28 protein-coding genes are annotated in these 26,040 nt (G+C 51.6%); 19 read left to right on the top strand and 9 right to left on the bottom strand.

Annotated features, from left to right (window positions below):
• The first annotated feature begins 46 nt into the window (after window positions 1-46).
• Both N6P30_RS01475 and N6P30_RS01470 read left to right on the top strand, forming a co-directional pair.
• Window positions 47-1,498, top strand: coding sequence for a tagaturonate reductase (locus tag N6P30_RS01475; RefSeq protein WP_023292421.1), 1,452 nt, complete (start codon window positions 47-49; stop codon window positions 1,496-1,498).
• 200 nt (window positions 1,499-1,698) lie between these two features.
• Window positions 1,699-2,613 (top strand): bestrophin family protein, encoded by a 915-nt coding sequence (locus N6P30_RS01470; protein ID WP_023292420.1) that lies wholly within the window; start codon window positions 1,699-1,701, stop codon window positions 2,611-2,613.
• Here N6P30_RS01470 and N6P30_RS01465 read toward each other — a convergent pair.
• Window positions 2,601-3,149, bottom strand: coding sequence for a GNAT family N-acetyltransferase (locus N6P30_RS01465; protein ID WP_023292419.1), 549 nt, complete (start codon window positions 3,147-3,149; stop codon window positions 2,601-2,603). The two genes, N6P30_RS01470 and N6P30_RS01465, sit on opposite strands and share 13 nt — an antisense overlap.
• A 289-nt stretch (window positions 3,150-3,438) precedes the next feature.
• Between N6P30_RS01465 and N6P30_RS01460 the strand changes: the two genes are divergently transcribed.
• The 7 genes from N6P30_RS01460 to N6P30_RS01430 all read left to right on the top strand — a co-directional run bounded on the left by N6P30_RS01460 (window position 3,439) and on the right by N6P30_RS01430 (window position 9,513).
• On the top strand, window positions 3,439-4,026 hold the full coding sequence (locus N6P30_RS01460) for a hypothetical protein (RefSeq protein WP_023292418.1): 588 nt from the start codon (window positions 3,439-3,441) through the stop codon (window positions 4,024-4,026).
• A gap of 11 nt (window positions 4,027-4,037) precedes the next feature.
• On the top strand, window positions 4,038-4,508 hold the full coding sequence (locus N6P30_RS01455) for a GNAT family N-acetyltransferase (RefSeq protein WP_023292417.1): 471 nt from the start codon (window positions 4,038-4,040) through the stop codon (window positions 4,506-4,508).
• Window positions 4,509-4,520: 12 nt separating this feature from the next.
• Complete coding sequence (locus N6P30_RS01450; RefSeq protein ID WP_021242490.1) at window positions 4,521-4,961, top strand: GNAT family N-acetyltransferase; 441 nt, start codon at window positions 4,521-4,523, stop codon at window positions 4,959-4,961.
• A gap of 145 nt (window positions 4,962-5,106) precedes the next feature.
• Window positions 5,107-6,102 carry an alpha/beta fold hydrolase gene (locus N6P30_RS01445; RefSeq protein ID WP_023292416.1) on the top strand — a complete coding sequence of 332 codons (996 nt, stop codon included), beginning with the start codon at window positions 5,107-5,109 and terminating at the stop codon, window positions 6,100-6,102.
• A 44-nt stretch (window positions 6,103-6,146) separates the two neighbouring features.
• Window positions 6,147-6,887 (top strand): response regulator, encoded by a 741-nt coding sequence (locus N6P30_RS01440; RefSeq protein ID WP_023292415.1) that lies wholly within the window; start codon window positions 6,147-6,149, stop codon window positions 6,885-6,887.
• Complete coding sequence (locus N6P30_RS01435; protein ID WP_023292414.1) at window positions 6,884-8,182, top strand: ATP-binding protein; 1,299 nt, start codon at window positions 6,884-6,886, stop codon at window positions 8,180-8,182. The genes N6P30_RS01440 and N6P30_RS01435 overlap by 4 nt, the downstream gene beginning before the upstream one ends.
• A 140-nt stretch (window positions 8,183-8,322) precedes the next feature.
• Window positions 8,323-9,513, top strand: a complete 1,191-nt coding sequence (locus N6P30_RS01430; protein ID WP_023292413.1) for a cytochrome c biogenesis protein/redoxin — start codon at window positions 8,323-8,325, stop codon at window positions 9,511-9,513.
• A 5-nt stretch (window positions 9,514-9,518) separates the two neighbouring features.
• Here the strand turns inward: N6P30_RS01430 and tam are convergent, their stop codons facing one another.
• Window positions 9,519-10,277 carry a trans-aconitate 2-methyltransferase gene (tam, locus tag N6P30_RS01425; protein ID WP_023292412.1) on the bottom strand — a complete coding sequence of 253 codons (759 nt, stop codon included), beginning with the start codon at window positions 10,275-10,277 and terminating at the stop codon, window positions 9,519-9,521.
• A gap of 438 nt (window positions 10,278-10,715) precedes the next feature.
• Between tam and N6P30_RS01420 the strand changes: the two genes are divergently transcribed.
• Complete coding sequence (locus N6P30_RS01420) at window positions 10,716-11,354, top strand: acyl-homoserine-lactone synthase (RefSeq protein WP_023292411.1); 639 nt, start codon at window positions 10,716-10,718, stop codon at window positions 11,352-11,354.
• Window positions 11,355-11,368: 14 nt separating this feature from the next.
• On the opposite strand, the gene N6P30_RS01415 is transcribed toward N6P30_RS01420, so the two are convergent.
• Window positions 11,369-12,061, bottom strand: a complete 693-nt coding sequence (locus N6P30_RS01415; protein WP_008503218.1) for a helix-turn-helix transcriptional regulator — start codon at window positions 12,059-12,061, stop codon at window positions 11,369-11,371.
• A gap of 285 nt (window positions 12,062-12,346) precedes the next feature.
• A complete protein-coding gene (locus tag N6P30_RS01410; RefSeq protein WP_023292410.1) occupies window positions 12,347-12,931 on the bottom strand; it encodes an NUDIX domain-containing protein in 585 nt (194 codons plus the stop codon).
• An 86-nt stretch (window positions 12,932-13,017) separates the two neighbouring features.
• Here N6P30_RS01410 and N6P30_RS01405 point away from each other — a divergent pair, with 86 nt between their 5' ends.
• Complete coding sequence (locus N6P30_RS01405) at window positions 13,018-13,791, top strand: DeoR/GlpR family DNA-binding transcription regulator (RefSeq protein ID WP_023292409.1); 774 nt, start codon at window positions 13,018-13,020, stop codon at window positions 13,789-13,791.
• A gap of 60 nt (window positions 13,792-13,851) precedes the next feature.
• On the opposite strand, the gene N6P30_RS01400 is transcribed toward N6P30_RS01405, so the two are convergent.
• Both N6P30_RS01400 and N6P30_RS01395 read right to left on the bottom strand, forming a co-directional pair.
• On the bottom strand, window positions 13,852-14,223 hold the full coding sequence (locus tag N6P30_RS01400; RefSeq protein WP_023292408.1) for a VOC family protein: 372 nt from the start codon (window positions 14,221-14,223) through the stop codon (window positions 13,852-13,854).
• 94 nt (window positions 14,224-14,317) lie between these two features.
• Entirely contained in the window at window positions 14,318-14,761 is a 444-nt protein-coding gene (locus N6P30_RS01395) for a PACE efflux transporter (RefSeq protein WP_023292407.1), read from the bottom strand.
• A gap of 402 nt (window positions 14,762-15,163) precedes the next feature.
• Between N6P30_RS01395 and N6P30_RS01390 the strand changes: the two genes are divergently transcribed.
• The 7 genes from N6P30_RS01390 to N6P30_RS01360 all read left to right on the top strand — a co-directional run bounded on the left by N6P30_RS01390 (window position 15,164) and on the right by N6P30_RS01360 (window position 20,784).
• The gene (locus tag N6P30_RS01390; protein ID WP_023292406.1) at window positions 15,164-16,435 is read left to right on the top strand and encodes an aldo/keto reductase; all 1,272 of its coding nucleotides are present in this window, start codon (window positions 15,164-15,166) and stop codon (window positions 16,433-16,435) included.
• Window positions 16,436-16,576: 141 nt separating this feature from the next.
• The gene (locus N6P30_RS01385) at window positions 16,577-17,149 is read left to right on the top strand and encodes an NAD(P)H-dependent oxidoreductase (protein ID WP_023292405.1); all 573 of its coding nucleotides are present in this window, start codon (window positions 16,577-16,579) and stop codon (window positions 17,147-17,149) included.
• A gap of 2 nt (window positions 17,150-17,151) precedes the next feature.
• The gene (locus N6P30_RS01380) at window positions 17,152-18,171 is read left to right on the top strand and encodes an aldo/keto reductase (protein ID WP_023292404.1); all 1,020 of its coding nucleotides are present in this window, start codon (window positions 17,152-17,154) and stop codon (window positions 18,169-18,171) included.
• Window positions 18,172-18,209: 38 nt separating this feature from the next.
• Complete coding sequence (locus N6P30_RS01375; RefSeq protein ID WP_023292403.1) at window positions 18,210-18,587, top strand: DUF1330 domain-containing protein; 378 nt, start codon at window positions 18,210-18,212, stop codon at window positions 18,585-18,587.
• 36 nt (window positions 18,588-18,623) lie between these two features.
• Window positions 18,624-19,229 carry an NAD(P)H-dependent oxidoreductase gene (locus tag N6P30_RS01370; RefSeq protein WP_023292402.1) on the top strand — a complete coding sequence of 202 codons (606 nt, stop codon included), beginning with the start codon at window positions 18,624-18,626 and terminating at the stop codon, window positions 19,227-19,229.
• A 40-nt stretch (window positions 19,230-19,269) separates the two neighbouring features.
• Entirely contained in the window at window positions 19,270-19,965 is a 696-nt protein-coding gene (locus tag N6P30_RS01365) for a putative quinol monooxygenase (RefSeq protein ID WP_050488755.1), read from the top strand.
• Between the two features lie 15 nt (window positions 19,966-19,980).
• A complete protein-coding gene (locus N6P30_RS01360) occupies window positions 19,981-20,784 on the top strand; it encodes a carboxymuconolactone decarboxylase family protein (RefSeq protein WP_023292400.1) in 804 nt (267 codons plus the stop codon).
• A gap of 396 nt (window positions 20,785-21,180) precedes the next feature.
• On the opposite strand, the gene N6P30_RS01355 is transcribed toward N6P30_RS01360, so the two are convergent.
• Both N6P30_RS01355 and N6P30_RS01350 read right to left on the bottom strand, forming a co-directional pair.
• The gene (locus N6P30_RS01355) at window positions 21,181-21,624 is read right to left on the bottom strand and encodes a hypothetical protein (protein ID WP_023292399.1); all 444 of its coding nucleotides are present in this window, start codon (window positions 21,622-21,624) and stop codon (window positions 21,181-21,183) included.
• Window positions 21,611-23,920, bottom strand: a complete 2,310-nt coding sequence (locus N6P30_RS01350) for an N-acetylmuramidase family protein (RefSeq protein WP_023292398.1) — start codon at window positions 23,918-23,920, stop codon at window positions 21,611-21,613. The genes N6P30_RS01355 and N6P30_RS01350 overlap by 14 nt, the downstream gene beginning before the upstream one ends.
• Before the next feature lie 318 nt (window positions 23,921-24,238).
• Here N6P30_RS01350 and N6P30_RS01345 point away from each other — a divergent pair, with 318 nt between their 5' ends.
• Window positions 24,239-24,670, top strand: coding sequence for a hypothetical protein (locus N6P30_RS01345; RefSeq protein ID WP_023292397.1), 432 nt, complete (start codon window positions 24,239-24,241; stop codon window positions 24,668-24,670).
• Between the two features lie 28 nt (window positions 24,671-24,698).
• Here N6P30_RS01345 and yjjJ read toward each other — a convergent pair whose 3' ends face one another.
• Entirely contained in the window at window positions 24,699-26,003 is a 1,305-nt protein-coding gene (gene yjjJ, locus N6P30_RS01340; protein ID WP_023292396.1) for a type II toxin-antitoxin system HipA family toxin YjjJ, read from the bottom strand.
• Window positions 26,004-26,040: the final 37 nt, after the last annotated feature.

The raw sequence follows: 26,040 nt of genomic DNA, 5'->3' as shown, positions 1-26,040 counted from the left end.
CCAATATTATCAGGCTGTATGACTAATCATAAAAGGAACCCCCCTTGTGAACACGCTCAACCGTCGTGATTTTCCCGGTGCGCACTATCCAGAACGCATCATTCAGTTTGGTGAAGGCAATTTCCTGCGTGCGTTTGTCGACTGGCAGATTGACCTGTTAAACGAACATACCGATCTTAACGCTGGCGTGGTAATCGTACGCCCGATTCAGAGCGACTTCCCGCCGTCGTTAAGCACCCAGGATGGGTTGTACACCACGATCGTTCGTGGCCTGAATGAGCAGGGCGAGGCGGTGAGCGAGGCCCGGCTGATCCGCTCCGTTAATCGGGAAATCAGCGTCTATGACGACTATGGCGCATTTCTGAAACTGGCTCACAATCCCGATATGCGGTTTGTATTCTCGAACACCACCGAAGCGGGTATCAGCTACCACGCGGGTGACAGCGTCGACGATGCCCCTGCGGTGAGCTATCCGGCGAAGCTGACGCGTCTGCTGTTTGAGCGCTTTAGCCACTTCAACGGTGCGGCTGACAAGGGCTGGATCATCATTCCCTGCGAGCTGATTGACTACAACGGTGACGCACTGCGCGAACTCGTCTTGCGCTATGCGCAGGAGTGGGCGCTGCCTGCCGCCTTTATTCAGTGGCTCAACGACGCCAACAGCTTCTGCTCGACGCTGGTTGACCGTATCGTGACAGGCTATCCCCGCGATGAAGCGGCCGCACTGGAGGCTGAACTGGATTATCACGATGGGTTCCTCGACACGGCCGAACATTTTTATCTGTTTGTGATTCAGGGACCGGCATCTCTTTCGCACGAACTTCGTCTGGATAAGTACCCGTTAAACGTGCTGATTGTCGATGACATCAGGCCCTACAAAGAACGCAAGGTGGCCATTCTGAACGGCGCGCACACGGCGCTGGTGCCGGTCGCCTTCCAGGCCGGGCTGGATACGGTAGGCGAGGCGATGAATGATGCCGAGGTCTGCGCGTTCGTCGAAAAAGCAATTTATCAGGAGATCATTCCGGTCCTCGATTTGCCGCGTAACGAGCTGGAATCGTTCGCCAGTGCGGTGACAGGACGTTTTCGTAATCCCTACATCAGACACCAGCTGCTCTCCATCGCGCTTAACGGTATGACCAAATACCGCACCCGCATCCTGCCGCAGCTGCTGGCAGGGCAGAAGGCGACGGGGCAATTACCGGCTCGCCTGACGTTTGCTCTGGCCGCATTGATCGCGTTTTATCGCGCGGAGCGTAACGGGGAGAGCTATCCGGTGCAGGATGATGCACGCTGGCTGGAACGTTATCAGCAGCTGTGGGCGCAGCACCGCAATCGGCAGCTTAGCACCCGTGAACTGGTGCAGTCGGTGCTCAGCGCACGCGAACACTGGGAGCAGGACTTGACGCAGGTAAGCGGTCTTGTCGACCAGGTCACGCTGGATCTGGATGCCATTCTGCTTAAGGGCATGCGCGCCGCGGTTAAACCGCTTTGCTAATGCATTCACCCGGCTTCGGCCGGGTTTGAATAGGCCCCATTTAGTTACAACATACTATGTGCTTTGTTTTTAAAAAGCACATGCAGCACCGTGCGAATTTCGCTAATCAGGGGAGAAAATGCAATGTCCCGTTAACAAGCTTGCAACGGTGACGGGGATCACGTTTAATAGCCTCGCTCTTTTCTTGCCTGAAACTCACTATGATCGTTCGTCCTAAACAGCACTGGCTACAACTGATTTTTGTCTGGCACGGTTCGGTACTTCCCAAGATCTATACCCGATTGCTGCTCAACTTCCTGCTCTCTATCGCCGTTATCCTGATGTTACCGTGGTATACCTCGCTCGGTATCAAATTTACCGTGGCGCCATTCAGCATTCTCGGCGTGGCGATCGCTATCTTTCTGGGTTTCAGAAACAACGCCTGTTATTCACGCTACGTTGAGGCGAGGCTGCTCTGGGGGCAGTTGATGATAGCGGCACGCTCGCTGTTTCGCGAGGTAAAAAACACCTTACCCGACGATAAGCACCTCGGCGAATTTGTCCGTCTGCAAATTGCTTTCGCCAACTGTCTGCGCATGACCCTGCGCCGGGAACTGAATGCTGAGCAGCTCTCTCGTTATCTTGCTGCGGAGGATTTACGTAAAGTCATGGACGCCAACTCACCGGCGAACCGTATTTTGCTGATCATGGGGGAGTGGCTGGCCGTGCGGCGGCGAAACGGGCAACTCTCAGACATTCTGTTCCATAGCCTGAACAACCGTCTGAACGACATGTCTATCGTCCTTTCCGGCTGCGAGCGCATTGCGACCACGCCGGTGCCGTTTGCCTACACGCTGATTTTGCACCGCACGGTATATCTGTTCTGCATTATGCTGCCGTTCGCACTGGTTGTGGACCTGCACTACATGACGCCCTTTGTCTCTGCGCTGATTTCTTATACCTTTATTTCGCTGGACACCCTGGCGGAAGAGCTGGAAGACCCGTTTGGCACGGAAGATAACGACCTGCCGCTGGACGCCATCTGCAACATGATGGAACGCGATCTGCTGCAGATGAATGATGAAGAGAACATTCCGGACAGGCTGATGCCGGATAAGCACTATCAGCTGACCTGACGGGCGTTCCACTCGTCGCGGGTGATCTCCCACAGCTCGGAGTCCAGCATCCCGCTGACGTAGGCTTTCTTCTCCGTTCTGATAAGCCGCATGCCGCTACTGTCCGAAATACGACGGGAGCGGCTGTTGGCGGCGGCCTTCGGGGCCCGCAAAACGGATTTGTTTAGCGTGTTGAACCAGTAATCCGTCGCGGCAATGCTGGCTTCGCGCATATATCCGTGCCCCTGAAATTCCGGCGCGAGCCAGAACCCGCGGTTGTTATCCTCGACGTCGTACAGGCAAATAATGCCCATCAATTCATCCGGCACCTCACGTCGCCGGATGCTCCAGAACCAGGCAATCCCTTTCGCCATATCCGGCAGCGCCACGTTGTTGACATAGTTTTCCGCGCCGTTATCCGGGTAGGGCCAGGGGACGGAAGAGACCATATAACGGACGATCTCCCAGCGCGGATAAAGCGTTTGTATCTGGGCGGCATCTTCGGCAACCAGCGGTTTCAGCAGTAAACGTTCTGTCGTGAGCGTCGGTATCGTCATGCGCGGATCTCCCTTTTTAGGCGTTATGCTTTTGTTTGCGTTCTGGTATTTTCATCTATGTGACGTTCTGGCAACAAAAAAATCAAGGCTCTTATCCGCGCGGGCCTTATCCGAAACGCTTTCCAACCGGGCCGGTTCAGGTAGAACTCACTCGACAACTTGGGCAAGTGGTAACAAGTGCCGCAGCATTGGCAGGAAGTGCGGTGAGCGGCGTTATTGCAGCGCCCAGTAACTTACCACGGACCGGTAAATACATTATCGGTACCATTCAGTCACTGGCGGTATTCTGATGAAGTTTTTGAGTTTGTTAACCGGACGGGTTTTCCAGGATCTCCTGCAACATGGTAAAGATATAGAGGAGGCTATTGCTCGTCGTGATACCCGCCTTCTGGATAATTCCACTCCCGAGCTGGAACGGTATTTTTCGCGCCCCCTCAGCGAGCTTCCGCGTCAAAATCCTTACCCGGTAGCTATGCTGTTACCTTTGTTTTTAGTGGCGTTTGCGCTAAACCTTTTGCCTTTTCTCAGCACGTTGCAGGGTTTGTCACCTTTACATCATGCATTGAGCTTTTTCTTACCATCATTGACGATGACAGGCGCGCTCATTGTGACAAGCGTACTCCTGGCTCGTGGAAAGACGTCGGGATTGTCGGGCTTTATGGCGTTGTTCATCATCCTGCTGATAACGACCCTCGTTCAGGTTCTACATGTCATGCTTTCTCATGATGGAAGCCTCTGGCCACACGTCATTGCATCTTTCGCGCTGTTACTTTGTCGGGTGGTGATGAACGGCAGCGGCTTTGTTCTGTTTACGCTCTATTGTCGTACTCAGCGTCTTGCCAGATTGGCACGGGAAATGCGGCTAAAAAGCCGTTAAAGGGGGAGGTTATGACATTACGAAAAGCCACGCCACAGGAAGCCGAAACACTCTGGAATATACGCAATCAGGCGATTCGTCACGGCTGTACAACCAGTTACGACGCTGAGGTCATTGCGCGCTGGACGCCCGATCTGATGCCCGAACGCTATCGGCAAATGGTCATTGAATACCCTTTTTACGTGGTTGAAGATGAAAAGGGCGATGTTGCGGCAACCGGCTACCTCGATCTGGATACCCATTGCCTGGAGGCGATTTTCACCTTGCCCGCAGCCTCCGGCAAAGGCATGGCGACCCAGATTATCGAGGCCCTCAAACATGAGGCCCGTAGCCGGGGGATAACCCGCCTGACGCTTGATGCAACGCCTAACGCCCAGTCGTTTTATCAGAAGCTGGGGTTTGTGACGCTGCGCGAAAACTATCATCACTCGCGTATGGCGGGGGCTGATTTACGCTGTTTTGAAATGGCGATTACTCTGTAATGTGAGGAAAACATGGCTGTTACGGTACGACCTCTATGCAAAGACGACTATTCCCAATGGCGACCGCTGTGGGACGGCTATACCCATTTTTATGATTGCTACCTCGAGGAATCCGTCACCGCAGCGACGTGGGAAAGGGCGCTCTCAGCGCATTCATCGATGTTCTGCCGGGTCGTGGAGAAGGACGAAAAGATCATCGGTTTCGCAATGTGTGTTCTGCACGAAGGCACCTGGTCAACCGCGCCCATCTGCTACCTGGAAGATCTGTTTGTTGATGCTGCCGAACGCGGGGCGGGGGCCGGTAAGGCGCTCATTGACGCTCTGATTGAGGAAGGCAAGCGCGAAGGGTGGTCGAAACTGTACTGGGTCACCCGGGAGAACAACCCGGCGCGTAAACTTTATGACAAATATGGTGAAGCTGACGACTACGTCCGCTACCGTCTCTCCCTCTAAGACTTCAAGGCCTGTGTTTGTATCACACTGTATCAGCGTCCCGGATACATACACAGGCTTGCAATAAACCCGCTTTCGCACATATCCGCTATACATTGAGGTGTTGTGATATCCCCGTGAATTGTACTCAACCGGAGATACCAACATGTTCAGCAAACTTGCTTACTCAACCCTCGCACTGACCGTTTCGCTTGGCACCGTGATGTCCTGTCAGGCGGAAGCCACCGGCACGAATTTCGCGGCCGCCTTTGATCATCCCCAGCAAATTAACGCTGGCGATCTGAACGTCGGTTATGTCGACATTGGCCCGAAAGACGGTCAGCCGGTTATTTTATTGCACGGCTGGCCCTACGATATTCACAGCTACGCCGAGGTTGCACCGGCTCTGGCGGCAAAAGGTTACCGGGTCATTGTGCCGTCTCTGCGCGGCTACGGTACCACGCGCTTCCTGTCAGCAAACACACCGCGCAACGGCCAGCCCTCGGCGATGGCGAAAGATATCGTTAATCTGATGGATGCCCTGAATATCAGGCATGCGGTATTTGCAGGCTATGACTGGGGCGCCCGGACGGCGGATATCGTCGCTGCGCTGTGGCCAGAGCGCGTAAAATCACTGGTGTCGGTGAGCGGGTATCTCATTAGCAGCCAGCAGATTGGCAAACAGCCGCTGCCGCCAAAAGCAGAGCAGCAGTGGTGGTATCAATTCTATTTTGCGACAGAGCGCGGTGCGGAAGGCTATGCCAAAAACACGCATGACTTTGCGCGCTTAATCTGGTCGCAGGCCTCGCCTGACTGGAAATTCAGCGACGCGGTCTTTAACGCCAGCGCCAAATCCCTCGATAACCCGGACCACGTCGCGGTGACGCTCAGTAACTATCGTTGGCGTTTAGGGCTGGAAAAAGGCGAGCGCAAATACGACCGCTACGAGCAAAAACTGGCCACGCTACCGAATATCACCGTACCAACGATCACCATCGAAGGCGGCAACAACGGCGCGCCGCATCCGGCACCGCAGGCCTATGCAGCTAAATTTACCGGCAAATATGAGCACCGCACCTTCGGCGCAACCGTGGGGCACAATCCGCCTCAGGAAGATCCGCAGGATTTCGTTAAGGCGGTTATCGACGCGGACAAGCTGTGAAATGTGCTATTTTCAGTACGTTACCCTTCGGTCTGGAGAGTTCGGTGGAACATATTGACCACATCCTTGTCGTCGATGACGACAGGGATATTCGTGAACTGATTGCCGATTATCTCATTAAGTCCGGTTATCGCGCCTCCGGCGCGGCGAACGGCAAAGAGATGCGTGCCGTGCTGGATAAACAGCATATTGATCTGGTAGTGCTGGATATCATGATGCCCGGTGACGACGGCCTTACGCTGTGTCGAGAGCTGCGCGTCGGGAAGTATAAAGATTTGCCCATTCTGATGCTGACCGCGCGCAACGAGGAGACGGACAGAATCCTGGGGCTGGAGATGGGGGCGGATGATTACGTCGTGAAGCCGTTTGTCGCGCGTGAACTGCTGGCGCGCATTAAAGCGATTTTACGGCGTTTTCGCGCGATACCGCCCAATTTACAGGTAACGGAAGCAGGGCGGCTGGTGATGTTCGGTGAATGGCAGCTCGATACCGTCGCTCGCCACTTAATCGACCCGGAAGGGGTGATCGTCGCGCTCAGCGGAGCGGAGTATCGTCTGCTGCGCGTTTTCCTTGACCATCCGCAGCGCGTGCTGACCCGAGACCAATTGCTCAACCTGACGCAGGGGCGAGACGCCGAGCTGTTTGAACGCTCAATCGACCTGCTGGTTAGCCGGGTTCGCCAGCGTCTCAATGAAGATGCCCGCACGCCCGCCTATATCAAAACCGTGCGCAGCGAAGGCTACGTCTTTACGATGCCGGTGACCATCAAAGAGGTTAACGAATGACGATCTGGCCGCGCTCGCTGCTGGCCCGTTTGCTGCTCGTCGTGCTGGCCGGTCTGCTGCTGGCTAACGCCCTGAGCCTGACGCTGGTCATGGTTGAACGCATGCACAGCGCCCGCACGGTGATGCTCGGTAATCTGGAAAACGATGTCGCAACCAGCGTCGCCATTTTAGACCGCTTACCGGCCAGCGAACGCGCCGCCTGGCTGCCGCGGCTTGAACGAGGTAACTATCGTTATATCCTGGGCACAGGGGAACCCGGCGCAGCGCCGACGGATAAGCGTTCGCAGGACGCCATCAGAACCTTAAAAGCGACGCTGGCCGCGCATTACCCGCTTCGCTTTACCGCCGTTCCTGGCGCCATTTCACATATTCAGGCCCACCTTACGTTACGCGATGGCGCGCCGCTGACCATTGACCTGATCCCACGCATGCCGCCCGTCGCCAGTTGGCTCCCGGTCGTCCTCATCCTGCAGCTGCTCGTACTGGCTGTCTGCGCCTGGATCGCCGTGCGGCAGGTGGTACGGCCTTTTTCACACTTTACCCGCGCGGTGGATGCGCTGGATCCGGCGGCCAGCACGCCTATGACGGAAAAAGGGCCGCTTGAGGTGCAGCGGGCAGCGCATGCCTTCAACGCCATGCAGGCGCGCATTCAGTCTTATCTCCGGGAACGCGCGCAGATCCTGGCCTCGATTTCTCACGATCTCCAGACGCCCATTACCCGCATGAAGCTGCGCGTCGAAATGGCCGGAGAGCCTGAACTTCGCGACAAGCTCCTGAACGACCTTGATAACATGTCTCGTCTGGTGCGGGAGGGCATTGCGTATGCCCGGTCATCGGAATCACTGGAGGAGACGTCACTGAAGCTGGAGCTGAACGCCTGGATCAACAGCATCGCCTGCGATTATCAGGACATCGGTAAAAACGTGCACTTTCAGGCAAGCGAAACCCGCTTGCCCATCGTCACGCGGCCGCAGGCGCTTCGCCGGGTGATGACCAACCTGCTGGATAACGCCCTCAAATTCGGCGAGCGTGCTGCGATTGCGATAGACGTTTCGTCGGACAGCGAGGTCATTATTCACATTATGGACGACGGACCGGGAATACCCGAAGCCGAGCTGGAGGCGGTTCTGCAGCCGTTTTATCGGGTTGAAACCTCGCGTAACCGCGATACCGGCGGGACAGGACTCGGCCTGGCGATTGCCGCGCAGCTGACCGCACAGCTGGAAGGAAAACTCAGGCTGGCGAACCGCGCCGGGGGCGGACTGGATGTCGCCATTACGCTACCGCGTCGTTAGTGAAATTGTACGGCTTTGTATCTCCCGGCCTGGGCGATACAGAGCCAGACAAAACCCACGCGTTTACACATACCCTGAACACATCCGCACGATGAAATAGCCTCACTGCAGTGTCGCAGGACATGTCATGTGAGGTCACTATGTTTCTGGTAATCGCTTTTCTGGGCGGGATGATAAGCCTGCTCAGCCCATGTACGCTCCCGGTTATTCCACTCCTGTTCGCCGGTTTCCAGGGGCAGCGTCGGCATATTCTGGCCCTGCTTGCGGGGATGATCGTGATGTTCACCCTGGTGGCAATGGTCGTCACCGTCGCCAGCGAGTGGATAACAGAGGCAACCATTGTCGGGCGCTGGATCGCGCTCGTCATTCTGGCCACCGCCGCGCTGGCCTTGATTTTCCCGTCTTTCGCCCAGCGTATTGCGGGACCGGCCGTCAGCGCGGGAAATGTTCTCAACAGCCGCAGCGGGCAAACGCGCGGAATGGCATCGGCTTTTCTGGCTGGGCTAGCGGTTGGGCTGCTCTGGTCTCCCTGCGCCGGGCCTATTCTGGGCGCGATTTTCAGCATTAATATTGCGGGGCATTCGGCCATCGCCACAGGCGCACTGCTTGCCGCCTATGGCAGCGGATGCGCGCTGATGCTGGGTCTACTCGTGTTCGGTGGACGCTCGCTGATGGCACCACTGAGAGCAAAATCGGCGCTAATGGCGAAGCTGCGTCAGGGGGCGGGGGTGGCGATGTTAGCCGCGGTCGTCCTGAACGCGACGGGGATGACTTCGCGGCTGAAAGGGGCAAACGGCGTCGCGGACCGTCTTGAGACGGCGCTCTTGAATCTGGCGAAACCTGCCACCGCGCCGGTGAAGCTCCAGCCGGTAGTCATGACAGAGCCCAGCAGCCAGCTGCCTTCGCTAAGCGGTGGAACAGGGTGGATAAACGGTGACCCTGTCACGTCTGAATCGTTACGGGGAAAGGTTGTACTGATTGATTTCTGGACGTGGGACTGCATTAATTGCCAGCATACGCTCCCCCATGTGCGGGAGTGGGCCACAAAGTACCAGCCGCAAGGTCTGGTGGTGATTGGCGTTCACACCCCGGAATATCCCTGGGAGAAACCGCTGTCGTCGGTTAAAAATGCGGTGAATAAATGGCAACTGCCGTATCGGGTGGTGACGGATAACAACTATCAAATCTGGAATGCGTTCGGCAATCTGTACTGGCCAGCACATTACTATTTTGATGCCAAAGGGCAGCTGCGCTATACCGCCTTTGGCGAAGGTGACTATGAGCAACAGGAAAAGGTTATCCAGCAGCTGCTCAAAGAAGCCCGCTCATAATCGGATCAGGGCTGGCGTTGAGCCACGATAAACAACCTTGGAAAAGCCAGCAGTATCTGCCCGTTTTCCTGGAGCGGATACTGCTCTTCCAGCAGTTCATGGTAGCGTTTCAGGAACCGTTTCTGCTCGCTCTCGTTCAGTTCCTGAAGCCAGGGGCGCAGGCCGGTGGCGCTTACCCAGTCAATAATCGCCTGATGAGAGCTCATTTTGTGATAATAGGTTGTCCGCCAGATATCCACGTCACAGCCAGCTTCCGACAGAATATCGTAATAAGCGTGTACGCCCGGCAGCGGTTCGCGGCCACGATCTGGGTAGTCTTGCTCCAGCGCCACTTCACGCATCGCCACATGGGTGGGTTCCAGCCAGTTATCAGGCATCTGGACCGCCAGCACGCCATTTAGCTTAAGCAGGGAGACTAGATTCGGCAGGAGATCGTAATGGTCCGGAATCCATTGCAGCGACGCGTTGGCATAAATCAGGCTCAGCGGCTGGCCGGGCGTGTACTGACGAATATCGGCCTCTACAAAATGGCAATCGGGTAAGGCGGCGCGTGCTTCCTCGAGCATGGCAGGGGAGTTATCGACCCCGGTGATGTGAGCAGAAGGCCAGCGATGCTTCAGCAGCGCGGTGCTGTTTCCCGGTCCGCAGCCCAAATCCGCGATGGTAGCGGCCTCATCCAGAGGAACTCTGGCGAGCAGTTCTGCGGCCGGACGCGTTCTTTCTGCGCCAAATTGCAGGTAAAGAGAAGGGTTCCAGTCGGCCATTATCAATTCTCCGTTTTGCATGTTTCTGCAAGAATAGCACAGGCAGATGCCTGCAAAGCGGTATTGGCGAGGGTGTTTGGCCAGAAGAAGCCAGCAGAGTCAGAAAATGAGGAGAGGTGCAAAAAATAATAAAACGGAAATATTACCCCTTAAAAGATTAAGGGGCAATACATTTATTGTAATTATTTTATGATTATTGTTTTTTAATATTTTATCGGCAAAGTGCTTCTTATGCTCTGTACCCGAAACTTTAAATATTAGATAATCATCGATGGGTATATCCCTGGTGTTTCGTAGGTCTTTGACCTCCTGGCCGCTTAGTTTTGCGAGAACTTCGTGGTCAGGTACTTTTTAAGTATAGGGAATATGCAGCACAATGAAAGCTGTCCTAAAAGACAGGTGATAATAGTTTCAGGTGTTATTATCAGGAACAAGAGCATGAATTCTGTCATTGAATTTTTTTTACACGACTACGATGATTTACCCCCAGCATTAGCGCGCGAACTTTACCGACTCCGGAGAAAAACGTTTCGGGACCGACTCGACTGGAAAGTGGAATGCGTCGAAGGTATGGAGAAGGATCAATTTGATTCCCATAACACGACATATTTACTGGGTATGTATGATGGACAACTGTTATGCGGCGCACGATTTATTAACGCAACGCAGCCCACGATGATAAGCGAAATTTTTCATAATTATTTCGACAACCCCATTATTTTTCCCGCAGATGTTCCTTGTTGTGAAGTGAGCCGTTTATTTTTAGATAAAGAAATACGAGATTCCGCAAGTCTGCATGGCGTGCCCGCCAGTAAAGCATTGTTTCTTGCAATGAATATTTATTGCATGAAGAAAAAATATCATGGAATGTATGCTGTAGCCAGTCGTGGAATGTACGCCATATTTCGCCATGCGAACTGGAAAGTTGAAGTTATACAGCGTGGTGTTTCTGAAAAAGGCGAGGTCATTTACTATATTTATATGCCCGCCAGCACCAGCATTATTGAAGACATTATTAGCAAAGACAAATCCAGTCACTGGCTTCGCGAAATGCTCGAGCACTTACGCCATTTATAACCAGTGGCTGAGGCTCAGTCCTCCAGTAACCGGAGTTCCGTTCCAAGTTTTATTGCGTGCCTTGCATTATTCACGCCGAGCTTTTTCATGATGTTGCCCATATGGAATTTAACGGTGCGCTCAGCAATAGACAATATAACAGAAATTTCTGCGTACGTTTTTCCGGCGCTGACCCATTTAAGGATTTGGCGCTCACGTGGCGACAGGAAAACATTCTTTTTCTGCTGATGCTGACTATACAGATTGAGTGTCTTCTGGTGTAACTGAACAAGGAAACGTAGAAAATGCGGCCGATATTTTTCAATGTCAATCCCAGAATGCTTAGGACTGATGACGGATAAGACAACAAGATTATTCAAATAGTCATGCAGAGGAAACGTCTGTCCCTGATAAATATCATACTGGACACTTTCGTCGAAAATACGCGTCAGGTTATAACCATCTGACAGGACAACATCACTTTCCCAGAAAAAATCTTCCACACAGCGCAAAGCCCGAATGATAACAGGGTCAATGAACTGATATTTTTTTTCAAGGTAGATAGTAAACCACTCTGGACTGTTATTGATTATCCTCATCTGTGAGGGATCTTTCTTGTTCATAATGGCGTAGGCGAAGACGATCCCTTTGAAGTCCTCAAAAAACGCGTCCAGCTCACTCTGAATTTGCGTATTGATCGTTAAGTCGTTGTAATATGTATCCTTCACGTGAGTTGCTGCCTCCTGTACGAGTGGAGGAGCAAGTATAATATGCTTCGTTATCTGTAGCGAGTCGCATTTTAATCCAGTCAACAGATAAGACAGGCTGCCTCAACTGGCAGCCTCGTGAACGTTTGGGATTTTTGAATGGTAAATGCAGATGACTTAGGGAATTGTTGATGTTTTTATCGAATTTCGAAATCGTTCACTAATTATAGTAGGCTGCAAGATTTAGGAGGTTTTACGCTTTTCCCCAGGTTCATACAAATTGAAATCAGGATTTAAACCAGTAGGTTACAGAATGCCTTTCAGGGCAATATGATAAAGCAGCATGATGGTTTTACCGTCGACAATCCTGCCGGTTTCAATGCGGCGTAATGCCTCTTCAAGCGTCATTTCCAGCACGTCGATATCTTCTCCCTCAGCCTTGATCCCGCCGCCGGCGCCGGTTCTGTCTTTCGGCTGATACTCGGCAAGATAAAAATAGAGTTTTTCCGTGACAGAGCCCGGGCTCATATAGGCTTCAAAGATTTTCTCTACGCGCGTAACGTGGAATCCGGTCTCTTCTTCCGCTTCTGCTTTGATGCGGCTTTCAGGATCCATGTTGTCCAGCAATCCCGCCGCCGCTTCAATTAAATCGTCCTCATGGCCGTTAATAAAAACAGGGAAGCGGAACTGGCGCGTCAGGATGACCGTCTTTTTCTCACGGTTGTAGAGAAGAATCGTCGCGCCGTTGCCACGGTCATAGACTTCCCGCTGTTGCCGCTGCCATTCGCCATCACGGCGCTGCAGGTCGAAGGTGTATTTTTTAAGGATGTACCAGTTATCTGACAGGGTTTCACTGTTAATGATGCGCACATCTGCACGTTTTGATTGCACGATTGTTCCTCCTTACGTAGAGTAATACTCATAAACAGCAACATCATGCACTTTCAAGGTAAAACATGCAACATCAGGAAAACAGGATGCTCACTCGTCAGCGAAAACAATTGATCCTTGAAAAGCTGGGTGCCGAAGGTCAGGTCCAGTCAAAAGCGCTCAGCATTCTTTTCGACGTCTCTGAAGATACTATCCGGCGCGATCTCCGCGAGCTGGCGGCAGAAGGGCGTTTGCAGCGTGTTCACGGCGGCGCACTACCGTCATCTTCCGCAATTGCTCCGTTTGCCGAACGGCAATCCGTGAAGATGGATGCAAAAAAAAGGGTGGCCCGGAAAGGGGCCCAGCTGATTTCATCAGGCCAGGTGGTGATTATCGACGGTGGCACGACAACCTCGGAGCTGATTACCTTTTTCCCGCCTGACTTGCGCATCACCGTGGTGACGCACAGCCCGAGTATTGCTCTGGGGCTTGTTGATCATCCTGCCATTGAGGTGATTTTGATCGGCGGACGGTTGTATAAACACTCGATTGTTGCGGTCGGCGCGGCGGCCATCGAAGGCATAGAGAATATTCATGCAGATCTGTTCTTTATGGGCGTGACCGGTATTCATCCGGATGCGGGGCTGACAACCGGCGATTTCGAAGAGGCATGCATCAAACGTGCATTTTCCGGCAGAGCCGCGGAAACGGTCGTTCTGGCGTCTCCGGAAAAGATCAACACCGCGTCGTCGTTTGTGATTGGCGATGTATCATCAGTGAATAGCATCATCGTTGAAGACGGTACAGATAAGGAGTGGATCCGCGCGGTATCGGAAAAGGGGGTATCCGTCGTGCTGGCCTCAGATCGTGACAGCCTCTGACAGCCAGCGACTGGCTGTCAGGATTTAGCTTCTAAAATGTTCTCAAGCGAAATATTTGGGCTACCGACTTTCCGGCGCATGGCATACGGCTTCAATGTTATGACCATCAGGCGAGATGACAAAAGCGGCATAGTAATTTTCACCATAGGAACGTAGCCCCGGCTCACCGTTATCACGTCCGCCAGCGCCCAGCGCGGCATGGTAAAAATCATCTACCTGCTGACGGGTCTTGGCCACAAACGCCAGATGCAGAGGCGCCGGTTTGTCATTTGTCTGGAAAAGGCAAAGCGAAACGTCGCCAGAGCTCATCTCAACACCATAACCCGGCGCGCCTTCATCGATGAGTTCAACACCAAGCGGACGAAGCGCCTCGAGGAAGAAGGTTTTACTTTTTTCATAATCGCTGACGCCAAATTTCACATGATCAAACATTATCGACTCCTTGAAAGCGATAGAGAAATGAAGAGTATAGAAGGTGACAGGAGTCGAATATGAGCACAGGTGCGTCTATGTGACAGATATCTCGTTACATAGCAGACTGTTTCCGTCCAACAAATGTCCAGCGCAGGTAATCGTAAACCCAGTTAAACAGCATCGTGTACGGCAGGAAAAACAGTACCAAACCAATCTCAACAAAAAATGCCTCCGTCATCGTTAAATGCAGCATCACCATGGCCACAGGAATTAACGTGATGATAAGTCCGGCTTCGAAACAGGCCGCATGGAGCGCGCGGACGAGGAACGTTCTTTCAAACTGGTATTTTTTCTGAAGAGCGTCAAAGAATTTGTTAAACACAAAATTCCAGGCCGTGGCGGTAAGCGCGGATATCACGGACAACGAGCCAGACTGGAGTACCGACACGTTCATCAGCCAGGCAAGCGACAGCGCGATGATAATGTTGGCCGTGACTTCAAAAATGACCGCGTGGAAAATCCTTTCTCTAAAGCTTTTATCTAATTCAATTTCCATAAGTTTACGGCAGCAGTGGGCAAAGCCTGAAGTATATCAAACGTCTTTCAACCATGTGTAAACGTAGACGTTGGGTCGTGCGGGGCCTCGACACAAATCATGCCTGAAAAGGTGGCTTCACATGCGGTCAATCATGACCGCAGAAATGCAGATTTTGCCTCCACTTACGTTAGTGCGCATAATGTATATTATGTTAAATGACATCTGATAGCTAATCACGAGCCGATACATCAATCTGTTATTAATTCTGCCCACCCTCTCGCTTCTCGTCTTTCACTGTCGATAACGACGATTTGTGAAAAAAACTCAAAACACTATTCGATGGCGCATGCTGGTTCCCTTCATGTCAGTGCAATACCCTGTCACATACAGAATTGCTGGCAATAAAAGAAGGAACACAGAATGAAGTATGTGAATCTGGGTCGTAGCGGTTTGCAAGTCTCCCGTCTTTGCCTCGGTTGTATGAGCTATGGTGAACCTGAACGCCTGCCTCAACCCTGGTCCCTGGATGAAAAAGCATCACGACCGCTCATCCGTCAGGCGCTTGAAGCGGGCATTAATTTTTTTGATACCGCGAATATCTACTCGGGCGGAAGTTCTGAAGAGATCACAGGAAAAGCGCTGAAAGAAATGGCCAGACGCGACGAGATCGTTGTGGCGACAAAGACCTTCTTTCCGTGGCGCAACTCACCCAATACCGGGTTTCTTTCCCGCAAGGCCATTTTTCAGTCTATTGACGATAGCCTGATGCGCTTAGGTATGGATTATGTGGATCTCTTTCAGATTCACCGCTTTGACCACTCCACGCCTGTTGAAGAGACCATGGAGACTCTGCATGACCTCGTTAAATCAGGAAAAGTACGTTACATCGGCGCATCATCTATGGAAGCCTGGCGCTTTGCAAAAATGCAGCATACTGCAGAGCGTAACGGCTGGACCCGATTTATTACGATGCAACCGCAATACAACCTGCTTTACCGGGAAGAAGAGCGCGAGATGCTGCCCCTGTGTGAAGACCAGGGCGTTGGAGTGATCCCCTGGAGTCCGATGGCGCGCGGCAGGCTTACGCGCGACTGGAGTGTCACGTCCCGACGAACGCAAAACGATGCCTTTGCATTAAAAATGTACGAGAACGCAGCCCTTCTGGATAAGCCCGTTATTGATGTTGTTGCCAGCATTGCTGAAAAGCACCATGTGCCAAGAGCCCATGTTGCACTTGCCTGGTTGCTATCAAAAACGGTCATCACAGCCCCGATGTTTGGCTGGGGCTGGCATCACGAAGCCGGGATCCATTTGTTACGGCTTATGTTATCGGGCGCATTTGATAAATATCCCCACCTGCAGGTAATCAGTGGCCACTGGGGGGAGATGCTGCCCTTCTGGCTGCAGCGTCTTGATGACAGCCTTCCACTGGCTGCAACGGGTCTGTCACGCACGCTAACGAGAACCTTCCAGGAGCACGTTTACGTTACCCCGTCAGGTATGCTGACGCTGCCGCACTTCCAGTTTATCTACGCGTTAATGGGGGCAGAAAGGATCCTGTTCTCCGCTGATTATCCCTATCAGACCCTGGACGGTGTAAAAACATTTATCGACTGTCTGCCGGTCAATAAGGCTGAAAAAGAGGCCATCGCGTTTCGCAATGCAGAACGTTTACTGGGCATCACAGCGTAGTTCACGGGTTCATGATGACCGGGAACAGTCGACCATTATTAGTTTTTGCCTAAAAGTGAATGAGCCTTTACTGCGCTAAAAAAAATAATGGTGTAACTCTATACTGGGTTAAAAATCCACCAGCCTCTTTAACTTATTGAAATGAAAAATATCCTTGTTATTTCAGGTCATCCTGAGCTGAACCATTCTGTCGCCAACGCCACTATCCTTGACGAAGTGGCGACCGCCTTTCCCGAGGCTGAAATTCGTCGTCTGGACTGGCTCTATCCGGACGGAAAATTCAATATCGCTGCGGAGCAGGAAAGCCTGCTCAGGGCCGATGTGATTGTCTGGCAGTTTCCTTTTTCATGGTATGGGCTGCCCGGGTTAATGAAACAATGGCTGGACGAGGTCTTTGTCCACGGCTTCGCGCATGGCTCAACGGCGAAACTGGGCGGTAAAAAGCTGATCCTCTCCTTCACTACAGGGGCGCCGCAGGTGCTCTATACCGCTGACGGTTTCTTTGGCCATGCCATAGAAGAGTATCTTATTCCATTCGAGACCACGGCAAGGCTGTGCAATCTTGAGCTGCTGGCGCCGGTTTATACCTGCGGTATCAGCTATGCCGACCGGGATGCCGACAAAATCGCGCAGCAAAAAACGCTTGCCCGGGAACACGCTTCAGGGCTTGTCGAGCTGCTCAATTCCGTCGTGAATAATCCAGAGGGAGAATAACGATGCAGTATACCCGGCTCGGTAAAAGTGACTTACTGGTCTCCCGCATCTGTATGGGATGTATGGGATTTGGCGACCCGTTAACGGGCCAGCATCGCTGGACGCTGGACGAAACAGCAAGCCGGGACATCATCCGCTACGGTCTCGAAAAGGGTATCAATTTTTACGATACCGCCATCGCCTATCAGAACGGCTCCAGCGAGCGATACGTTGGCCGGGCGCTGCGGGAGATGGCAAAACGCGAGGACGTGGTGCTGGCCACCAAGTTTCTGCCGCGAACCGCCGCGCAAATTGCCGCGGGGATCGGCGGAAAAGAGGCAATAGCCCGATCGCTCGATCAGAGCCTGCAGAATCTGGGGATGGACTACATCGACCTCTACATTTACCACATCTGGGATTACAACACGCCAGTTATCGAGGTGCTTGAAGCGCTGCATGCCGCCGTTACTGCGGGCAAAGTGCGCGCTATTGGTATTTCCAATTGCTATGCCTGGCAGCTTGCGAAAGCGAACGCCCTTGCCGAACGCGAAGGGCTGACGCCCTTTGTTTCCGTGCAAAGCCACTACAACCTGATTATGCGTGAAGATGAACGAGAGCTCTTCGGTCTGTGCGCTGAGGATGATATCGCCATGACCCCCTATAGCGCGCTTGCCAGCGGCCGTCTCGCCCGGAAAGAAGGCCACACGCGGCGAGCCACCGAGGATGCCTATGCCCGCGGAAAATATGACAGCACGGCTGAACAGGATCGGATCATTATCGAGCGCGTCGCCGAGCTTGCTGAACGACAGAGGGTGTCCATGACGGAAATCTCACTCGCCTGGCTGCTGACAAAAGTCACGTCACCTGTCGTAGGGGCCACAAAAAAAGATCACGTCGATGGCGCGGTAAACGCCGTAAATCTTCAACTGAGCCCGGAGGAAATCCGGTTTCTGGAAGAAACCTACCAGCCGCATGTTCTGACGGGGATCATGGGGCAAAACACGCCGCAAACGAAAGACGCCAGGCAGGTCTGGACGCGGTAGTCCTTATTCACTTTCATGAAAGCTTATGAGGAGGAAGGATGATTTTTAAAACAGTGGTAGCCACTCTTTTCACCCTCTCAGGGCTCGCGTCAGCCCTGGCAGCAACGCCTGCTTATTACATCGCAGAGTTTCAGGCGACCGATCTTGACGCTATCAAACCGTACAGCGCTCAGGTTGAATCCACCTTCAGACCTTTTGGTGGACGGTTCATCGTCAGAGGAGGTGAACCCGATGTTAAAGAAGGGTTTGGAGCACAGGGCAGACTGGTTGTAATCAAGTTTGAGAGTCTCAAAAATGCCCAGGACTGGTATAGCTCGGCCGCGTACCAGAAGATCATTCCTATCCGACACCGTGCCGGCAATTCGCGAACCTATATCGTAGAAGGATTGCCAGAACTGGCTCCTGTTACACCATAACGTTTTACAATCCTGTTAAGACAAAGGAGGTTTATGATGGTGTTACTTCAGCGCAGAGCAGCAGCATTGTTTTTGTTTGCCTTTATCTTCCTCATGCCCATTAGTCATGCTCATAGCCGTGAAAAGACCGACATTAAAACGCTCGTTATCGTCTCTCCCCCTTATCCGGAACGCTCAGTTCTGACAAAAGGGCTGCAGGAAGCCGCTGAGAGTCTGGAAGGCGTGACGGTTCGCAACCTTGAGACGCTGTATGGCTATGACACACGACGGATTAATGGCGACGCGGAGCGAAAAATGATGCGTGAACACAGTCGTGTCGTTTTTATCTTCCCGACACACTGGTTCAATATTACGCCGATGATGAAGGCCTGGTTGAATGAAACCTGGGGGAGTGTCGGACCCGGTTTGTGGCAGGGAAAGGAGATGCTTGTAGTCAGTACGGCTGCGGGGGGACGCTCTACTTACGGGCCGGACGGCAGGATCGGGGTATCGCTCGCGGATGTGTTTTTACCGATGAAGGCAAGCGCCCTGCACGCAGGTATGACGTGGCTTCCTCCCCTTGTCTTTGAGAGCGCCAGCAGCGATCGGTTACCTTCTTACCAACACCAACTTATAGAACGTCTTAAACAGCCATTTCAGTAAAAGGATCATCGTGAAAAAGACTCTTATGTTTTTAATTTGCATGCTGATAAGCAGCCCTGTCTTTGCAACAAAACTGGACGCGCCGGATAAGGTAGTGATGAATATCTTTGAGCTTGGCGTCAGGCACGATCGGGACAAAGATTTTGCAGACGTAGCCAGACAGACGATTTCCGCTTCGGTTGATCATGAAGCAGGTACGCTGGCGATGTACGCCCTGCACCGCAGCGACAATCCACATAAGGCATTCATGGTCGAACTCTATGAAAACGAGAGTGCTTACCGCAAACATCTAAATGCTGAACCATACAAGGCATTCGCTGCCCGGGCACCTGACATTATCGATTGGAAAAATAAAATCACTCTGGAGCCCCAATTTCTGGGGGACAAACACATCATACCGAATGAGCGAACCATTAATAATCTGGTGATCGTCGAGGTAAAGCCTGAATTTCAGACCGAATTTAAAAACATCGTCATGCCTGAAATGGCTGAGTCACTCAAAGTAGAGAAAGGCGTGTTAGCCATGTATTCCGCTACAGACTCACAGACTCCGAACCGCTGGTATTTCTATGAGATTTACGCCAGTGAGGAAGCGTATCAACTGCACCGACAAACGCCACACTTCCGTGACTATCTCAGGCAAACGGCGCATATGAGCACCAGTAAGGACGCTATCCCGGTAAAACCGGTATTTCTTCGTAACAAAGGCGGAATCAAACAGGATCCGCACCGTTGACCAGTGAGGATTGACATGAAAAGCGTAATTGCAGCGGCGGCCATGTCGCTTGTTATTTCTGATTTTGCTAATGCTGAGGAAACAAGAGGTAATGCTATGATGAAAATTGAACCTTCAGCGATTTCTGAAGCTGATATTCGTTCTGTCTCACCGGCTCTTGCGCGCTTTGGTCGAGAAGCTATTGCTGAAGATCTGTGGACACGCGATGCCCTCTCGCCCAGGGATCGTAGTATGGTGACCGTCTCCATGCTAATTGCCAGAAACCAGCCTGGCGACCTTAAGCACTATATAGACATTGCCCTTGATAATGGCGTTACGCCAGCGGAATTGTCAGAAATCATTACCCATCTGGCGTTCTACTCAGGTTGGCCAAATGCCATGTCAGCCGTCAGCGTGACCAAAGCAGTATTTGAAACTCGTGGCGTCACGGGAGATGCACTTCCTGAAGCTTCTCCGGACCTGCTTCCTCTCAATCAGGAAGCAGAAAAGCAGCGTTCAGAGACAGTGGAGAAAAATGTTGGCCCAATATCTCCGGGCCTGGTTAAATTCACTGCAGATCCACTGTTCCTGGATCTCTGGCAAAGACCCGCGCTGAAACCCCGCGACAGAAGCCTGATTACGGTCAGCGCGTTAATTGCATCCGGACAGAGCGCGCAGATTGGCTATCACCTCAATAGAGCAATGGATAATGGACTTTCTGTTGAGGAAGCTGGTGAGATCGTTACCCAGGCCGCCTTCTATGCTGGCTGGCCAAACGCATTTACCGCTGCTCCGGTTGTGGGAGAGGTGCTAAACAATCGATCATCGAGTAAAAGGTAATATTACTGAACACTAAAACCTGACGTACATAATAAAATTAGAACGAACAGTTCATGAACTAACAGACGTAACATCGAGTGATTTCTGGACAGAGTTTAACACAGTTATGAACCAAAACTGAGTTCATAACTGTGAGTACGCGCAGTGATTAGATTCATAGTATGGCGGGTATAAATGGCCGGAATTGGGGGCGTAAAGAAGATATAACGGCGCTTCGCCAGTCAGTATTGAAATTCAGGAGTATCTTCGGCACAACAAAAGGGCAATTAATTGCCCTTTTTAATCATGTTGCAACAATTTCTAAATTATTGCCGAAATTGCGCCACAGTCATGAGACTTATCAAAACCAGAGGTGCTTTTGACATATTCAGTATTATGCCCACCTAAAAGAAGTATCTACTCACAACCAAGAACTGAGTCCTTATCACAGGTCAATTTTGCCGACAAATCACTGAGGCGATCAATGCCAACGGACTTACAATCGTAAACAGATTCCTTCTTGCTATTCAGGTTCGTAACACTAACCCCACGACTTTCATTCTCATTCTCATAATTACTAAATATCGTGTATTTATACCCTGCATTTACAAACGACACATTGAAGTAATCAGTTTGAAATCGTGAATAATGATTGTATTTAAATTCTAAATGTTCATTGCCTTTCGACTCATAGTTAAATTCATTTTTGTGGTCTTTCAATAAGGTGTACCGAAGTACACCGTCGTTTTCTTCTAGTTTGATTGTTCCTTTTGCAGTGTCGCACACAAAATATTCATCATTCGCAAACGATGAACCACACAGAAACATTGCTGCTAACGCAAGTAATTTATAATGACGCATTGTAATTTCTCTCCATTTTCAAATCATAACCCTTCTGTCTTGGTCCATTATATCTTTTTGCAAATGAAAGCCAGTCTTTAGTCCTAATTGAATGCAATAAAACTCTATCAGCCTTAATGAAGCTAACGAATGCTTTTAATTGATTTTTTTCAGACTTACTTAATGCCAAAACGAAATCCTCAGGGCTGGCGTAGCCTGCCGTGGCGAAGTTCGACGCCAAAATCTGAAACTTACCCCAGGATGCTGATTTCAAAGCAGCTTTTTGGTCTAAGGCATACGCTTTGACTAGTTTTGTATACTGTACTGATGTTGCGCCATATCCACCCGCAACAGAGTTTGATATATCTTCGAAATGATCATATTTCCCATTTGTATATTTATGAAAGTGATGTCTTTCAAATAATATCGCAGGAACATAATCATCGTTATCTTCAAACTTAAAATAGGAGCCATAAGAACCTGTTTCTGTTTTTGCTACAGCTTTAATTGCTGCAACTTCGCATCCCAACTCTTTTGCAGCCTCTTCATAATCAGTATCATCAATTCTGTCTTCATTATAGAAATTAATAAATTCTATAGGCGTTAATTCCCCATTAACAGGAGTCTTGGGAAACTCTGCACTTCGTAATATTTCCAGAAACTCAAGCGGATGAAAATGCCATACTGAGCGCTGACTGGCGAACGGCGGAACCTTATCCATCCAGCGCGTTGCATCCAGAAATCCCCCGTTGGCCATCTTCACAACAGGACTTTCATCCCTGACCTTAAATACCGATGACCAGCGTGTATCATCGCGCGTACTGTGCCAGTCGCTGTCGTGTTTCACTATTAGTCGCCGCGCATATTCAGGGATATTCATTTGGTTGGTATGCAGTGCACGAAACAAATACTGGTCATGTGATTTATCGGGATACGGGCCAGGCGATCTTCTGGTTTCAGCGTTGTGGATCAGGCTGTCATAAAACATTTTTGCCTGAGCGAACTGAGGTCCTTTTTCACCGTCAAAGTGCGAACTGATGCTTTTCAAGGCGTCAATCAGCCATCGTTCGTCCAGCGTGCGGGTAAAATCGGTTGTGTGTTCATCCTCAATACAGTGAAAGTTTAGCCCCGCTAAATCATGCTGGCTTAGCTGTTCCACATCGTCCTCGTGTATCCACGTATGCGGGCGGATCTGAAAGTATGTGATTCCGGTTTTATCCGTAAACGGGTACGTGGCATCACGAGGGATAATTTTTCCGGCATCGGCACGGGTAATGGCGCTCATCTGCTCAAAGGTACTTTCCTCGCCCTCCCCGCATCTAAGGTACAGTGGGCGTTTCAGCTTCAGCTTAATGAACTGTTTACCCGTTTTAATCCCCTTTACGTTTGCCACCACATCCGGGACATGCTCATCGAGGCTCAGCAACTCGATATGGGCTTTATAGTCCGTTGTAATAATCTGAGGAAAGTTATCTTCGTCAGCCAGATCCTGAACGCCGAGGAATCCGACCGCATCCCCTGCTTTCACCATCACTTTCAGCGGCACAGGCGGCACCACCACATCATCTAACACGCCGTGATTCAGCGCACTGTGCATCCAGTCGGGCAGACACACGTAACATTCGCCGTCAGGCTCCAGAAATTCCGGGCGCATCGAGACCCAGAAAAGTTCTCCGGCGGGTTTACCGTCCTGAAGACGCTGCACCAGAGCAAACGGCTCCGGACGTTGTTCCAGTAAAAACGATTTCTGTTGCAGTACGGCAAGCGTGTCACCCTGTACGAGCGTTCTGGCGTGGCCGTGTTTGTTTTCCAGAACGTCCGGCGCGATTTCGCGGCTGTCATCGTAGCGGGAATGTTTACGCATCCCCACGCCGTGGCCTGTCTGCGTGACCCGGTAAAGTGAGCGTTTCGGAAATTCTGACAATGGCGCGATGTGCATGTAAAGCTGGTACAGCGTCAGCCAGGAGGATTCATCCTGCTCGTCAGGCTTGTACACTGATTTAACCAGCACAAAGGTGCCGGACTGGCGCAGGGGGCGTTCCTGGCAACACTCGATAACCGCGTAATCGCGGTTAACCCGCCATGCCACCACCTCACCGTCCATCATGAACTGAAGCGGAACAGATTTTTCTGGTGAATCAGGATCCAGCACCGTGGCCGGGGACGATGACATCCCGACATGAATTCCCCCATGCCAGTAACGATTTGTGCCAAGTAACCACCAACCGTGGGCATTTTTTCGAATGTCGGTCAGCAATTCGTCATAGTTCTTATACTCCCGTCCGTCGGCCTTCCGTACCGGGTAACATATATTCATTGTCTTTCCTTAAGTGAAATCCCTAAGACCGCAATAATCGCAGGGATTTAAAAAGAAGAGGAGTGAAAGTTATGCAAATTTTATTACTGAGATAATTCACTGTTGCGGCAGGTACGGTATCGATTGTCTCGTTTACCGTTCTACTTCAAGTTGGACACGCTTTCGCACTGAACTTTGTCATCGGAAACCTCAATTCGTAGTTCACATTACAATCTTTGAAAGAAAAGTTCATGAACTGAGATCTGATAAATAGTGCGTTTTATGAGCGGTAATTTACATTTTCAATTGAAAAAAATATCTTTAAATACAGTACGCTACATGCTTTATAATGATGATTTTGATTATGTACATCCCCTAAACCCAGGATTGGGCTATGGCGTACTCGCCGTACTCGGTCAGCCAGCCGAATGCGTATTCGTGTGGGTTGTGCTGGTCGCCCTGCTTTTCGCTGGCATCAACGGCGTGACGATGTTCATGATCGGCAAAGGCAGCATGCGCGCCGTACGGATACACCTTGCGCTGGCGGTGATTAGCCTGGTATTAACGGCAGCCTATTTGCTGGCCGCGCTGATCGGTAGCCCTTTTCCGGGCGTCAGTCTGACTGCGGCACTGGTGAGTATCGTCATGTTATTGCTTAGTGGTAGCGCTATCCTCTCCACAGCCTTTTATAAGATGCTGCTATTTACTCTGCATAATCGCGCCTGGCGCAAGCTGATCAGACAGACTCGCGATGCACATATGCCACGCTAAGCCTGCCCCTCGTAAACATCCCGCCCCATTATCCCAGACGCGATATCCTTGACCTCGCCTCGTCCAGATGGCTGCGCAATGCGGCAAGACATGGCGCAAAATTGGCAGAAAAGCGGCCGCAACTGCTGGCCAGCGTATAAAAGCGCTCGGCCAGTGCCAGTGCTTCATGCCAGGTTTCTCCCGCGATCGCGTCAATAAGCGTAGCCGGACGCAGCGTATTCACCAGTGCGCCTCCTGATTTCGGGGCAAATCCCATGGGCAGCATGTCATAGGCAGGAGCAAGATCGTAAGGCCGTCCATGGGAACTGATAAACGACAGATTACCGTGGTGCATGTCGGTATTGCCGATCAGCATACCAAACGCCCAAAGCCTTGACGTGCTGGCGACCGCATCCTGGTGAATACAGCCCTGCTTTGCCAGCTCATTCACCAGTACCGGCCAGGATTCTCTTGCCCTGCCGACAAACTCCGCCTCGAGCGCACGTAAAGAAAAGAGTCCCTTACGACCAAGGGGTCCCGTACGGTCGAACCGCGGGATCTCAAGGAAGCGCTGTCCGCCAAAATCAAACACCTCGGTTTCGACGCCAAGCACGCTTAACGCAAGATGTTCTGCTAACAAAAGGTCTCGCCAGCGTTCGCTTACAGGGTTATCGTCCGGTGCCGTGAATTTCACAATGACGTGGCCACGTTCTGTATAAGTACAGAACTTCGGCTGTTCACCCCCAGCAGAGGAGCCCGGTACTTCGCCCGCGCTCACGGCCTGCGCCAGCGACGGGTATGCGGTTGCGCGGTCCACCGCAACAGGCGACGGCATCTCTACAAAATGATTCCTCGCCTGTTCTCCGATTAACAGGTTCCCCACCGCATCGTGTCCATGAGCGAGCAAAGCCCTGATAACGTCAGTATCACTCCAGTTATCTGGATTTGGCGGCAGGCCCAGCTCGGATGAAAATCGCGAGGCGTACGCGCGGCCAAGATATCCCTGAGGCCGCATGTCAAACAACCACCACGGCAACCCATCGCTATGGAGGCACACATTGTCCGTTTGCGCCATTACAAAACCGTCTGGATAAACCGGAATGAGTTTACCCAGCGATTTAACCTGACCCTCTTCCGTGATGCGGTAGACAGGAGCCGAACTGAATCCTCGATGTGTATCCCGCAGCACATAGTGAATAGATGGACCGGAGCCAATGCGAACAACCTCATCGCCAAGCGCTTTAATCGATCGTGAAACGGTAGGCTGACTAATACCCATAATATCAGTCAGTTGCCTTACCGATATCGGGCCTTGTCTCAGCAATTGTCGTAGTGTTTCGGATCGATTAATCATGGTTTTGAATAGCTTTATGAATAGGTTATTGAATAGC

Source organism: Enterobacter sp. PL1 (genome assembly GCF_945957325.1).
Lineage (GTDB): Bacteria > Pseudomonadota > Gammaproteobacteria > Enterobacterales > Enterobacteriaceae > Enterobacter > Enterobacter roggenkampii.
This window is presented reverse-complemented; position numbering and strand designations above follow the sequence as displayed.

Coding starts and splice junctions, on each gene's coding strand:
- N6P30_RS01375 (WP_023292403.1), top strand. CDS start 18,210: ATGATTTTTAAAACAGTGGTAGCCACTCTTTTCACCCTCTCAGGGCTC.
- N6P30_RS01395 (WP_023292407.1), bottom strand. CDS start 14,761: ATGGAAATTGAATTAGATAAAAGCTTTAGAGAAAGGATTTTCCACGCG.
- N6P30_RS01420 (WP_023292411.1), top strand. CDS start 10,716: ATGAATTCTGTCATTGAATTTTTTTTACACGACTACGATGATTTACCC.
- N6P30_RS01345 (WP_023292397.1), top strand. CDS start 24,239: ATGCTTTATAATGATGATTTTGATTATGTACATCCCCTAAACCCAGGA.
- N6P30_RS01455 (WP_023292417.1), top strand. CDS start 4,038: ATGACATTACGAAAAGCCACGCCACAGGAAGCCGAAACACTCTGGAAT.
- N6P30_RS01370 (WP_023292402.1), top strand. CDS start 18,624: ATGGTGTTACTTCAGCGCAGAGCAGCAGCATTGTTTTTGTTTGCCTTT.
- N6P30_RS01445 (WP_023292416.1), top strand. CDS start 5,107: ATGTTCAGCAAACTTGCTTACTCAACCCTCGCACTGACCGTTTCGCTT.
- N6P30_RS01380 (WP_023292404.1), top strand. CDS start 17,152: ATGCAGTATACCCGGCTCGGTAAAAGTGACTTACTGGTCTCCCGCATC.
- N6P30_RS01365 (WP_050488755.1), top strand. CDS start 19,270: ATGCTGATAAGCAGCCCTGTCTTTGCAACAAAACTGGACGCGCCGGAT.
- tam (WP_023292412.1), bottom strand. CDS start 10,277: ATGGCCGACTGGAACCCTTCTCTTTACCTGCAATTTGGCGCAGAAAGA.
- N6P30_RS01385 (WP_023292405.1), top strand. CDS start 16,577: ATGAAAAATATCCTTGTTATTTCAGGTCATCCTGAGCTGAACCATTCT.
- yjjJ (WP_023292396.1), bottom strand. CDS start 26,003: ATGATTAATCGATCCGAAACACTACGACAATTGCTGAGACAAGGCCCG.
- N6P30_RS01435 (WP_023292414.1), top strand. CDS start 6,884: ATGACGATCTGGCCGCGCTCGCTGCTGGCCCGTTTGCTGCTCGTCGTG.
- N6P30_RS01470 (WP_023292420.1), top strand. CDS start 1,699: ATGATCGTTCGTCCTAAACAGCACTGGCTACAACTGATTTTTGTCTGG.
- N6P30_RS01400 (WP_023292408.1), bottom strand. CDS start 14,223: ATGTTTGATCATGTGAAATTTGGCGTCAGCGATTATGAAAAAAGTAAA.
- N6P30_RS01350 (WP_023292398.1), bottom strand. CDS start 23,920: ATGAATATATGTTACCCGGTACGGAAGGCCGACGGACGGGAGTATAAG.
- N6P30_RS01465 (WP_023292419.1), bottom strand. CDS start 3,149: ATGACGATACCGACGCTCACGACAGAACGTTTACTGCTGAAACCGCTG.
- N6P30_RS01355 (WP_023292399.1), bottom strand. CDS start 21,624: ATGCGTCATTATAAATTACTTGCGTTAGCAGCAATGTTTCTGTGTGGT.
- N6P30_RS01405 (WP_023292409.1), top strand. CDS start 13,018: ATGCTCACTCGTCAGCGAAAACAATTGATCCTTGAAAAGCTGGGTGCC.
- N6P30_RS01430 (WP_023292413.1), top strand. CDS start 8,323: ATGTTTCTGGTAATCGCTTTTCTGGGCGGGATGATAAGCCTGCTCAGC.
- N6P30_RS01450 (WP_021242490.1), top strand. CDS start 4,521: ATGGCTGTTACGGTACGACCTCTATGCAAAGACGACTATTCCCAATGG.
- N6P30_RS01460 (WP_023292418.1), top strand. CDS start 3,439: ATGAAGTTTTTGAGTTTGTTAACCGGACGGGTTTTCCAGGATCTCCTG.
- N6P30_RS01360 (WP_023292400.1), top strand. CDS start 19,981: ATGAAAAGCGTAATTGCAGCGGCGGCCATGTCGCTTGTTATTTCTGAT.
- N6P30_RS01390 (WP_023292406.1), top strand. CDS start 15,164: ATGAAGTATGTGAATCTGGGTCGTAGCGGTTTGCAAGTCTCCCGTCTT.